We start from the raw sequence: 11130 nt of genomic DNA, 5'->3' as shown, positions 1-11130 counted from the left end.
CCGCCGCAGGGGGCTTTGACGATGCACCCGTCGACGCTGATGTTGTCCAGGTCGAGGCCGACGATACGGTCATAAGATTCCAGACAGATCTGCTCCAACTCATCAAAGATACCGGCGGTGATCCACTTGTCCCGGCGGGTGCGCAACGTGCTCGCCGAGCACGTGGAATCAGCGATCTTGGCGTGGGAGGCGCCCAGGACGAGGACCTGGATGAGCTTGTCGAAGACGATCCGGTCGGCGATCCGCGGGCGGTGACATCCCAGCGGGTGAGTATCGCTCACCGGCGGGATCAGGGCGGCGAACTGGCGCCAGATGGGGTCGATGATAGATGATGGAACAGCAGGCACGAGTGCTCCTGGATGATGGTGAATTCTTGGTCGAATTCCTATGTACCAGGCCTCGTGCTTGCCCTATGTCATGGCCCCGTCCTGGCCCACCTATCCGCGCAATCTCTAAGGCGATTGCCGAGTTGAAGGCGGAGGGCATCTGCCCTCCGACAGTGGAGCATCGACAGGTGAAGTACCTCAATAACGTGCTGGAAGGCGACCACGGGCGGTTGAAACGGATCCTGGGACCCAAAGGCGCTTTCAAAAACAGGACTTCTGCGTACCGGACGTTGAAGGGGATGGAGGCGATGCACTCATTACGGAAGGGACAGGGGGTGATGTTCGCCTACGGGCACCCGAATCCGGATGCGGTGATCGTCAACCGGATCTTCGAGAGGGCCTGAGAACGCCAGCTGCAGCGAGCATCAGCGGATGAAAGATCGAGTCCTCACAGCTCTCCGTTCCACTTTGCAACAGCACCCAGGGGACGATGTTCGCATACGGGGCATCCAAATCCGGATGTGGTGATCGTCAGCCGAATATTCGAGACGATCTGACACCGCCGGCACGCAGCGGTCATCAGCGAATGAGAAACTGAATTTTCGCGACTCTCCGCCGAACTTTTGCAACAGCACAGTGCCTGGCCGCCTGCATCTATGCATCGTTTAAGTCACTGATGACAGCGATCTCCTTGACCTCATGGAGCGCCCACGGCCACTATGGGGGAACCTGCTAGATCACCGCGCACCATCCTTGTGAAGTGAGGAACCGCCATGATCATCACGGATGCCGCCGAAGGCATTGATTTCATCTCCCACGCCCACGTCAACTGCTACCTCGTCCATGACGATGACGGCATCATCCTGGTGGATGCGGGCTTGCCCCGCATGTGGCCGATGGTGCTGGAAGCCCTGGAAAAGCGGGGTCGCACCCGCCGGGATCTCAAGGCTCTGGTGCTGACGCACGGTCACTTCGACCACGTAGGGTTCGCCCTGCGTGCCCACCGCGAGCTGGGGATCCCCGTCTACGTGCACGCGGAGGATTCTTCGCTGGCCGCCCACCCCTACCGCTACAAGCCCCAGCAGAACCGTTTCCTCTACCCGCTCACCCACCCCGGCTCCCTGCCCTACCTCGGCCGGATGGCGCTGGCGGGGGCCCTGGTGATCAAGGGCATCAAGGACACCCGGACCCTGGACACCGACGCCCCGCTCGCGCTGCCCGGCAATCCGATTCCGTTGCTTGCCCCGGGGCACACGGACGGGCACTGCATCCTGCACTTCCCGGAGCGGGATGCCGTGATCAGTGGCGACGCCCTGGTCACCCTCGACCCCTACACCGGGAAATCCGGTCCGCAGATCGTGGCCGCCGCCGCAACGAAGGACACCCACCAGGCGATGACCTCCCTGGACACCGTGGTGGGCACCGGCGCCACCACTCTGCTGCCGGGCCACGGCAAACCGTGGACGAAGGGCGTCGACAATGCCGCCGATCATGCCCGGGTGGTGGGGGAACACTGACATGCGGCCGCCGGGAAATCCCGGTGGTGCCATACTCATAGCGGAGTAGTTGGCGGGCCACGAGGTGGGGAACCATGAATCAGCGGGACCAGGAACGGGAAGCGACCCGGCAGCGGTTCATCGATACCGCCTACGAGTTGTTCCGTGCACAGGGCTACGGCACCACCAGCATGAACCAGATCGCGAAGCAGGCCGGCGGCAGTCGGGCGAACCTCTACCTGCACTTCCGCAATAAGCCGGACCTCATGCTGGCGAAGATGCGGGAGATTGAACCTGCATTGCTGGGCCCCATCTCCTCCATCTTTGAGCTGCCACGGCACGACCTCGACTCGGTCCTGGGTTGGCTGCGGTCCATGCGGGAACTGTGGCTGGAGCACGCCGTGGAGTTCTCCGCCATCGAGCAGGCGATGGCCGAGGACGAGACGGTAGCCGGGGAATGGCTGGAGATGATGCGCCGACTGAGCAACCAGATCCCCCAGCTCAGCGAGGATGAGGACCGTCGGGTCCAGTTCACGGTCACCCTGATGAGCATGGACCGGAACTTCTACTTCCTCTACGTCCGCAACCACGCGATCTATGAGGAGAAGGTGCATCGGGCGCTGGCGCAACAGTGGTTGAACCTGCTTCCCGGCGGGAGATAGCAGCCTGATCGTGCCCGACCGTGCCACGGGGTGGAATTCAGGTTTGCGGTGCTAACAATTGTGCAACTGTCCCGGATTTCTCCGGCCTGGCCCGTGGCGGCCACCTACGCTGACTATGACAACGACACCGTCGCCATCAGCCACAGGAGAAGTCATGTCACGCTCACGCCGCTACTCAACCGGAGTCCTCGCCCTCGGAATGGTGCTGGGATCGCTCGCGTTCGCGCCCACAGCCGCAGCGGGTGCTGCCACAGATGATTCCGTCACTGTGAACACCAACACCACCCCCGCCGAAATCTCCCTCTTCCCGCAGGGCTCATCCCTCGTCGGGCCGGTGGTCGTGGAGATCGAGACGGTCATCGTAGATGCCGGCGATATCTCAGTCATCCTCGACACCGTCTCGCTGCTGTCCCAGGTGACCGCACCGTTCGGCTAGCTCGCGCCCGCGGAGGGCCTGGGACGCTGCGGCTCGCCTACCGCTCCAGCACCAACTTCCCGCATCCCCGCGCCGCCCGGGACACACAGATCATCATGGTGTCGTTGGCGCCCTGCTCATCCGGGGTGAGGATCGAGTCCCGGTGGTCCACCGCTCCGTCCAGCACGGTGGTTTCGCAGGTCCCGCAGGTGCCCTCCCGGCAGGAGGAGATGACGGACAGGCCGGCACCGGCGGCAACGTCCAGGATCGACTCCCGCTCCCCCACCTGCACCGTCGTGCCACTGATGCGGAACTCCACCTCGAAAACCTCATCCTCGTAGTCCCGGGTGATCACCTTCGGCGCGAAGCGCTCCAGCCGCAGGCTGTTCTTCGGCCAGTGCGCGGAACCGTTCTCCACCGCCTGGAGCAGCCCTTCCGGACCACAGCAGTAGATCAACGTGTTCTCACCCGGTTCCCCCAGAATCGCAGGCAGATCCAGGTGGCCGAGTTCGTCCTGCGGGACCAGCCGCACCCTGTCGCCGTACTCCGCCAACTCGTCGAGGAATGCCATGGACGCCCGGCTGCGCCCGCCATAAACCAGCTGCCAGTCCCGGCCCGTCCGTTCCGCCTCGCGGATCATGGCCAGGATCGGCGTGATGCCGATGCCGCCGGCGATGAACAGGTAGCGCTGCGCGTCGACGAAGCGGAAGTTGTTGCGCGGCCAGGAGACGGTGATCGTGTCCCCCTCGCGGACCTTGTCGTGTGCGGTGGCGGAACCGCCGCGGCCCTCCAGCTCGCGCAGGATGCCCACGCGGTAGCTGGTGCGGTCCTCCCAGTCACCCGACAGGGAGTACTGGCGGACCAGCTGACCGCCGTCGGTGTCCGTCGCCGGCAGGTGCAGGTCCACGTGCGCCCCGGGCTTTCACTTCGGCAGCTCGCCGCCGTCGGGGTGGCGCAACAACAGGGAGACCACGCCCTCGGACTCCTCGCGGCGTTCCGCCACGGTGAGGTTCAACGTGCGCACCACCTGCTGCTTGGAGAAGTCGACGTCGGCGACGTCCCAGTGGACGTGCAGGGAGCGGCGGGCGGGCAGCAGGGCGAAACGGACGAAGTCCAGCGCCGCCGGGTCGTCGATGCGCACCGAGGGCAGCCGCTCGAAGAGCACCTTCAGGCCGATCGCACCCTGGACCCGGGCCAACGGGTTGCCCAGGCACTTGTGGCGGCCGGTGGAAAACGCCAGGTGGTCCTCCGGGTCCGGGCGGTGGATGTCGAAGGCGAAGGGATCCGCCACGTAGGACGGATCGGTGTTGACCGAACTCAACGCGATCCACACCATGTCCCCGGCCTTGATCTGCGCGCCGGACAGCTCGACATCGATCATGGCCTTCCGGGAGGCGAAGGTCGACGACGGACGGCGGCGGACGGTCTCCTCGAACACGCGCGGCCACAGTTCCGGCTCCACCAGGGCGTCTTCGAGGGCGTCCGGGTTCTTCTCCAGAAAAAGCAGGGCGTTGGCCATGGCCTGGGCGGCGGTATCCGTGCCGGCGGCGGCGAACTCGGTCAGATGGATGGCGATTTGGTCGGCACCGAGAATGTAGTTTCCGTGTTCATCCTGCTGGGAGGCCATGATGGAGATCAGGTCCCGGGCGTCCGCTCCGCGGCGGGACTCGATGATCTCCCGCAATTCCAGGTTGGCCGCCGTGTACCGGGACCACACGGTGGAACGCCGGGGCTCTTCGAAGGGCTCCTGTGCGGAGGCGAGCACCTGGAAGAAGTCGTCGCGCAGCTGCTTGATGAAGTCCGCGTACTCATAGCCCAGCCCCATGTGCGCCAGCAGGGTCTGGGTGGTCAGCTCCAGGCAGTAGTCCTCCAGCAGGTTGCCGTGCCCGTTGTTCTCGAAGGAATCGATGATGCGGTGGGCGCGGGCCTCGATCTCCGGGGCGAGGGCGTCCATGTCCTCCTGCAGGAATCCCAACTGGGCCACACCGCGGGCGGTGGTGTGTCCCTGCGGGTCAGAACCCACCAGGACCCGGGAGATCAGGTCCTGCGAGATGACGTCCCGGTAGTGTTCCGGAACCTCGATCATCGCGGAGTTGGCCGCGGAGGAGAACTTCCGCCAGTCGCCCAGGACCGTCAGGGCGTCCTCCCGGCGGGTGATGATCCAGGCACCCAGGTGCGGATAGAAGAAGGTCGGGGTCTCGTCGCGGACCGAGGCGAAGTGGGCCGCCGGGTCCTTGAAGTAGTTGTCCCCCATGGCGTCGAAGCCGTGGGCGAAGGGGCATTTACCGGTGGGCTGGGTCTGCTGCGCGGTGGTCATGGGGCTTCCGTCCTTTCGAAGGAAACGGTGGGGTGACGGGGTGTCGGTGCGCGGGGCGTCGTTAAGCGGTGGTCAGACGGCTGCGGCGACGGCCATGGTGGACAGCTTCTGGAAGCGGGCGACGTTGTCGCCCTCATCCATGACGCCGGAGGAGAGGAACACGAAGGTCAGGTCGCGCTCGGGGTCGACCCAGAACAGGGTGGAGCCGGCGCCGTAGTTGCCGAAGGTGCGCGGGGAGGTGAAGGGGCCGAAGAAGTTCGGGGCGGTGCCGGTGCCGGACAGGGAGAAGCCGAGGCCGAAGTTGCCGGCCGGGGCCTCCCAGCTGCGCTGTGCCGCAATGCCGGCGTAGAGGTCATTGGGCATGGTGCCGGTCTGCAGGGTGGTGGCGGCCTCGATGATCGCGGGGGCCACCAGGTGGTCGCCGTCGAGCTCGCCCTTGCGGCAGAAGAGTTCGGCGAAGCGGAAGATGTCATTCACCGTGGCGGTCGCCCCCACCCAGGGCATCTCGGCGTCTTCGGTGATGTGGCGGTTGAGGCACTCGATGTCCTCCGGCGACAGCCAGCCGTCATCCGGCACGTAGACCTTGAGTGGCACGGCGCGGTCGCGGTTGGCCCCGGGGAGTCCGAAGGCGGTGTCCGCCATGCCGAGCGGTGTGAAGATCAGATCACGCGCCAGGTCGCGGAAGTTCTCGTAGCCGTAGGCGCGGCGGACCATCTCCCCCATCAGGGCATGGTTGATGCTCGGCGCATAGTTGAGATTCGTGCCCGGTTCGTTGACCACGTCCACGGAGCCGAGGGCCGCGATGACATCGGCCAGCACGCCGAATTTCTCGGCCGGCAACCCCGGGTCCGGGGTGGCGGGCATGCCTGAACGGTGCGTGAGCAGGTGGGCGAGGTTGATCCGGTCCTTGCGCACCGCCCGGAAGGGGTCGGTGCCGAGGAACTCCGGGATCAGATCGACCACCCGGGTGGACAGCGCGAGCCTGCCCTCCCCGAGCGCACGGTAGGCCAGGGTGTTGGTGAAGGCCTTGGACATCGACAGGATGCGGTAGACATCATCCTGCTGCGACGGGCGGACGGTGTCCCGCTCCGCGTATCCGTAGGTGCCCTGCAGGGCGATCTCGCCGTGACGGGCGACGATGACGTTCACGCCGTCATAGTCACCGCGCTCGATGTCGGCCGTGATTTCGTCCTCGAGACGCTGCAGCGCCTTCTGGTCCATGGACATGTGGTGCGGTTTCCTTCCTGCTGGGGATGTGCTTGGCGACGCCCGCGGTGGTTACCGCCGACGTTGTGGAGCGCGGCTCAGGCGAGGTAGGCGCCGCCGGACGGGGAGAGCACCTGCCCGGTGTAGTGGGCACCCGCGTCGGAGGACAGGAAGACCAGGGTCCTGGCTATCTCCTCCGGTTCCGCCAGGCGCTTGAGCGGTTGCAGAGCGAGCAGGGCCTGGACGTGCTCGTCCCCGGACTGGGTCAGCAGGGCGGTGTTGATGCCGGCCGGGGCCAGGGCGTTGACGCGGATGTTGAAGGGGGCGAGTTCCCCGGACACGGCCCGCGTCATGCCGACGACCGCGGCCTTGGACGCCGGGTAGTAGGCGGGCATCGGCAGGCCCACCAGGCCCGCCACCGAGGCGAAGTTGACGATCGCTCCCCCACCGGCGGCCTTGAGCAGTGGCGCAGCTGCCCGGATGGCGAAGAAGGTGCCGTTGACGTTGATCTTCATCACCCGGTCGAAGTCCTCGTCCGGGATCTGCTCGAGAAACTCCGGGGCGAAGGGCTCACCGTTCCTGGCGGCGTCCAACATGTGATGGTTGATGTCGTCCAGCCACCGCGTCGCCCACCGGTTCGGGGTGTTCACTCCGGCGGCATTGATGAGGATGTCGAGCTTGCCGTGGTCCGCCTTCACCCGGTCGAAAGCATCGTTGACCGCCGCGGAGTCCGCGATGTCGAGGGCAATGGCCGTGACGTTCTCCTCTGCGCCGAGTTCCCGTCCAGGTTGTCCGGGGAGATGTCAAGGGCGTAGACAGTCGCTCCTTCCTCGAGAAAGGCACGGACGGTGGCCAGGCCCATGCCCGAACCGGCTCCGGTGACCACGGCGATCTTGCTGCTGAGACTCATGCTGGTGATGCCTACCTGTCTTGTCCGGGAAGGGTTTCTGTGTCCTGGCGCACATCATCAGCGTTACTGGACAGTTGTCTAGTGAATTTCCGATAAAAGTCACTCGCCCCGCCCCCAGTGCTCCGCATCACCCCAATTTGGGGTTGGATGCGCCTGTTTCCCTAAACGAGAAGAAGGGAGCTCTCCTCTGACAGAACAGTAGGGTCCTCAACTGGGGCGATGAGACCGCAAATGAACACGTCTCTCCCGCCACCTGCAATTTCCTGGGAGAACCGCCTCTCCTCACGCCCTCTTCACCTCAGCGAAGACCATGCTCCTGCTCGCCGCTACCGAACCCTCCGGACTAAAAACTCGTCTCAGGGGAGAAACTTCTCAGATTTCCCCTCGTCCTGCGCGCAGAGGGACAATCACCCCATGAACAATGTCAGCACACAGGATGGTGCGGCACCGGAACCCAACAGTTCTTCCGCTCCGCCATCCTTGGACGCCCATCAGCAGCGTCAATTCTTCGGTCAGCCCTGGGGGCTGGCAAACCTCTTCGGCGTGGAGATGTGGGAGCGTTTCAGCTTCTACGGCATGCAGTCGATTCTCGCCTTCTACCTGTACCATTCCGTCACCGACGGTGGCCTGGGAATGGACCAGGCTGCGGCTCTGTCAATCGTCGGTGCCTACGGCGGCTTCGTCTACATGATGTCTCTGGCCGCCTCCTTCGTTGCGGATCGTATTTTCGGCTCCGAAAAGACCCTCTTCTACTCAGCCATCATCGTGATGCTGGGGCATATCGCCCTGGCTCTGATCCCGGGCTACGCCGGCCTGTCCATCGGCCTGGTCTTGATCGGCCTCGGCTCTGGTGGCGTGAAAACAGCCGCCCAGGTGGTCCTCGGTCAGCTGTACTCGCGTACCGATCCCCGCCGCGACGCCGGTTTCTCCATCTTCTACATGGGTGTGAACCTCGGTGGGCTATTCGGACCCTTGCTCACCAACGCCATCTGGGGCTGGGGCGGCTTCCACTGGGGATTTGGTATCGCCGCCATCGGTATGGCTCTTGGGCTGATCCAATACGTCCTGATGCGCAAAACCACCATCGGCGCCGCCGGTCATGAGGTCCCGAACCCGTTGCCCCGCAACCACTACCTGCCTTGGATCACAGGCACGGTCATCGTGGTCGCGGCAGTTGTCGCGCTGATCGGCACCGGCGTCATCCGTCTTGAGTGGCTGTCCAACATCATGGCCTTCATCGCTCTGTTCGCAGCAGTCGCCCTGCTGGTCCAGATGTACACATCTCCGCTGACCACCGCCAAGGAGAAGTCTCGCCTGTTGGGATTCATCCCCATGTTCGTGGGCGGCGTGCTCTTCTTCGCCATCTTCCAGTCCCAGTTCACCGTACTCGCGGTGTACGCTGATCAGCGCCTGAACCGTGACTTCTTTGGCATCGAGCTGCAACCGGGCCTGGTCAATTCTTTCAACCCGATCTTCATCATCATCTTCTCGGGAGTCTTCGCCGCGCTGTGGACCAAGCTAGGTAAGCGCCAATGGTCCACCGCAGTGAAGTTCGGCGTGGCCAACATGATCATCGGAGTTTCGCTGTTTTTCTTCCTGCCCTACGCGGGCGGTGGCCCGAACTCCACCCCGATGATTCTGATCATCTGGGTCTACTTCCTATTCACCATCGGTGAGCTACTGCTCTCGCCGGTCGGTAACTCCCTAGCCACTAAAGTCGCCCCGGAGGCTTTTCAATCCCGCATGTTCGCGGTGTGGCTGATGGCGGTGTCCATGGGCACCTCCCTGTCCGGCACCCTGGGCAGCTACTACAACTCGGAGGACGCTTCCGCAGAACGGACCTTCTTCATTGTGGTGGGCATCAGCACCATCATCATCGGTGTCCTCATCATCCTGTCGAAGAACTGGGTGCTCAAGAAGTTCATCGACGTACGCTGACCCCGCCACTCCCCCTGCATCCCACCGGGCCGGGCCACCTGACTATCTTCAGGTGGCCCGGCCGTTTTTGTCATTCAGATGCCCGTACTACGCCACGAACAGCACGCACATGGGTGCCCCGACCTCCGCGACGGTTTCCGGGTCGGCAGGCAGGCCATCATCGGTGATGTGCCAGCGCTGGATCAGATTGGAGCGTTCGTGGGCCACGATCAACTGGCCTGCCTCGTGGCCGATGAAGCGCGGCCGCTGACCGAGCGCATTCACCACGCCCAGCGCCTCCAGTAGTCCATCCTCCCGAACCCGGAAGGCGGCGACGGAGTCCGGGCCGGGCCCTGGCTCGGAGTCGTCTCCGGTGCCGGAACGGTTGGACACGTACAGATAGGTCCCCGCCGGATCAATGGCGATGCCACCGGCCCGGGAGTTGCGCACGTCCTCCTCGTGGAGGGTGGGCAGATACTGCCGGACCTCCGGTTCTTCCGTGAGCGCGATGACCGAGACCGAGTTACTCAGCTCGTCCACGCAGTACGCGAGCGGTTTGGTCGGGTGATAAGCCACGTGCCGCGGCCCACTGACCTCCCGGAACCGCAGCTGCTCCCGGAGACTCAGCTCGCCGGTCTCGGCGTCGAGTGTGCAGAAGTGCAGGGTATCCAGGCCCTTGTCACAGATGACCACCGTCCCGCCGTCCGGGGTGAAGGTGACCTGATGGGGCTTCGGGCCATCCTGCTCATAGCCATGCGGCCCCGGTTCGCCCTCCGGAGTCCACCTCGAGGACGCCGGCTCCAACGTGCCGTCTTCGGCCACCGGGAAGACCGTGACAGTGCCGGAGTTGTAATTCACGGTCAGCACATGGCCGCCACTGGGGCTCAACGTCAGATGCACGGGATTCTCCCCGCCGGTGTCCTGCGAACCCAGCGGCGTAAGCTCGCCGTCCTCGCTGAAGGAATAGGCGGACACCCGCGATTCCCCGCCGTGTGCTGCATAGAGGATCCGGCGGTCCGGGTCATAGGCGAGGTAACCCGGGGTTTCGGCCTCCTGGGTACCGACCTCTTCCCAGGGGCCCTCGGACTGCCAGCGGTACACGGCGATGCCGGGGCCGACCGCAGGTGCGGTGCGGGTGCCGACGATCGCGAAACGGGGACGGTCAGGACTCGGCTGCTGTCGCATGGCTCCCACCGTACGCGGATCACAGCGCTTAACACCGCGCCCCGGCGTGCCCTACCGTGGAGGCCATGAGCACCATCACCGTGACCTCCCCCTTTGATGGCCGGGCCCGCCAGCAATAGGCGCAGGTTCCGGTGAAGGAGCGGAAGGCGATCATGCTGCGTTTCCACAACCTGGTGCTGGACAATCAGGAACGGCTGCTGGACACCATCCAGGACGAATCCGGCAAGAACCGTGCCAGCGCTTTCGACGAGATCATGGACGTCGCGGTCACCGCCCGGCACTACGCCTTCCGCGGCAGGCCTGTTGCAGACGACGCGCGCCAAGGGGGCGTTGCCGGTGTTGACCCGCACGCGGGTGCAGCGGGAGGCCAAGGGCGTGGTCGGCATCATCGCACCCTGGAACTACCCACTGGTCATGGCGGTGTCGGACGCCATCCCCGCGATGCTGGCGGGGAATACGATCGTGCTCAAACCTGATTCAAAGACCCCGCTGACAGCGCTGTTGGCCGCCGAGCTGCTGGAAGAGGCCGGCCTGCCGGATTCTGTGTTTCAGGTGCTCACCGGTTCCGGCGAGGTCGTGGGTCAGACAATCGCCGCGGAATGCGACTTCCTGATGTTCACCGGCTCCACCCGGACCGGCCGGCTGCTGGCCAAGACCGCCGGAGAGCGGCTGATCGATTTCTCCGCGGAACTGGGG

At 64.6% G+C, this 11130-nt stretch carries 10 protein-coding genes and 4 pseudogenes; 7 read left to right on the top strand and 7 right to left on the bottom strand.

Going from position 1 to position 11130, the window contains the following annotated elements; translation table 11 throughout:
* Positions 1 to 347 (bottom strand): transposase (locus ACQCVD_RS15260; protein WP_426824635.1); only part of this gene is annotated, 347 nt, incomplete at its 3' end.
* A 98-nt stretch (positions 348 to 445) separates the two neighbouring features.
* Here ACQCVD_RS15260 and ACQCVD_RS15255 point away from each other — a divergent pair.
* The 4 genes and pseudogenes from ACQCVD_RS15255 to ACQCVD_RS15240 form a co-directional block, all read left to right on the top strand.
* Positions 446 to 730 (top strand): annotated as a pseudogene (locus tag ACQCVD_RS15255) (DDE-type integrase/transposase/recombinase); the annotation flags it as partial.
* 369 nt (positions 731 to 1099) lie between these two features.
* Positions 1100 to 1843, top strand: coding sequence for an MBL fold metallo-hydrolase (locus ACQCVD_RS15250; RefSeq protein WP_426824634.1), 744 nt, complete (start codon positions 1100 to 1102; stop codon positions 1841 to 1843).
* A gap of 74 nt (positions 1844 to 1917) precedes the next feature.
* A complete protein-coding gene (locus tag ACQCVD_RS15245; protein ID WP_426824633.1) occupies positions 1918 to 2484 on the top strand; it encodes a TetR/AcrR family transcriptional regulator in 567 nt (188 codons plus the stop codon).
* A gap of 154 nt (positions 2485 to 2638) precedes the next feature.
* Positions 2639 to 2920 (top strand): hypothetical protein, encoded by a 282-nt coding sequence (locus ACQCVD_RS15240; protein ID WP_426824632.1) that lies wholly within the window; start codon positions 2639 to 2641, stop codon positions 2918 to 2920.
* Positions 2921 to 2957: 37 nt separating this feature from the next.
* On the opposite strand, the pseudogene ACQCVD_RS15235 reads toward ACQCVD_RS15240, so the two are convergent.
* The 5 genes and pseudogenes from ACQCVD_RS15235 to ACQCVD_RS15215 all read right to left on the bottom strand — a co-directional run bounded on the left by ACQCVD_RS15235 (position 2958) and on the right by ACQCVD_RS15215 (position 7332).
* Positions 2958 to 3926: pseudogene (locus tag ACQCVD_RS15235) on the bottom strand (PDR/VanB family oxidoreductase).
* Positions 3927 to 4067: 141 nt separating this feature from the next.
* Positions 4068 to 4724, bottom strand: a pseudogene (locus ACQCVD_RS15230) (cytochrome P450); the annotation flags it as partial.
* Positions 4725 to 5288: 564 nt separating this feature from the next.
* Positions 5289 to 6443: a serine hydrolase domain-containing protein gene (locus ACQCVD_RS15225; RefSeq protein WP_426824631.1), complete on the bottom strand. Its 1155-nt coding sequence runs from the start codon at positions 6441 to 6443 to the stop codon at positions 5289 to 5291.
* A gap of 77 nt (positions 6444 to 6520) precedes the next feature.
* The gene (locus ACQCVD_RS15220) at positions 6521 to 7159 is read right to left on the bottom strand and encodes an SDR family NAD(P)-dependent oxidoreductase (RefSeq protein WP_426824636.1); all 639 of its coding nucleotides are present in this window, start codon (positions 7157 to 7159) and stop codon (positions 6521 to 6523) included.
* Positions 7117 to 7332 carry an SDR family NAD(P)-dependent oxidoreductase gene (locus ACQCVD_RS15215; protein ID WP_426824630.1) on the bottom strand — a complete coding sequence of 72 codons (216 nt, stop codon included), beginning with the start codon at positions 7330 to 7332 and terminating at the stop codon, positions 7117 to 7119. Before ACQCVD_RS15215 ends, ACQCVD_RS15220 begins: the two co-directional genes overlap by 43 nt.
* A gap of 414 nt (positions 7333 to 7746) precedes the next feature.
* Between ACQCVD_RS15215 and ACQCVD_RS15210 the strand changes: the two genes are divergently transcribed.
* On the top strand, positions 7747 to 9270 hold the full coding sequence (locus ACQCVD_RS15210; protein WP_426824629.1) for a peptide MFS transporter: 1524 nt from the start codon (positions 7747 to 7749) through the stop codon (positions 9268 to 9270).
* A gap of 87 nt (positions 9271 to 9357) precedes the next feature.
* Here the strand turns inward: ACQCVD_RS15210 and ACQCVD_RS15205 are convergent, their stop codons facing one another.
* Positions 9358 to 10434, bottom strand: coding sequence for a lactonase family protein (locus ACQCVD_RS15205; RefSeq protein WP_426824628.1), 1077 nt, complete (start codon positions 10432 to 10434; stop codon positions 9358 to 9360).
* Positions 10435 to 10586: 152 nt separating this feature from the next.
* Here ACQCVD_RS15205 and ACQCVD_RS15200 point away from each other — a divergent pair.
* Together ACQCVD_RS15200 and ACQCVD_RS15195 are read left to right on the top strand one after the other, a co-directional pair.
* Positions 10587 to 10673, top strand: a pseudogene (locus tag ACQCVD_RS15200) (hypothetical protein); the annotation flags it as partial.
* A gap of 64 nt (positions 10674 to 10737) precedes the next feature.
* Positions 10738 to 11130, top strand: a 393-nt coding sequence (locus ACQCVD_RS15195) for an aldehyde dehydrogenase family protein (RefSeq protein WP_426824627.1), incomplete at its 3' end; no start/stop codon positions are given.

The sequence above is a fragment of the Corynebacterium halotolerans genome (assembly GCF_050107895.1).
GTDB classification, from domain to species: domain Bacteria; phylum Actinomycetota; class Actinomycetes; order Mycobacteriales; family Mycobacteriaceae; genus Corynebacterium; species Corynebacterium halotolerans_B.
The sequence above is the reverse complement of the archived record's forward strand: the minus strand, read 5'-3'. Positions and strand labels throughout refer to the sequence as shown.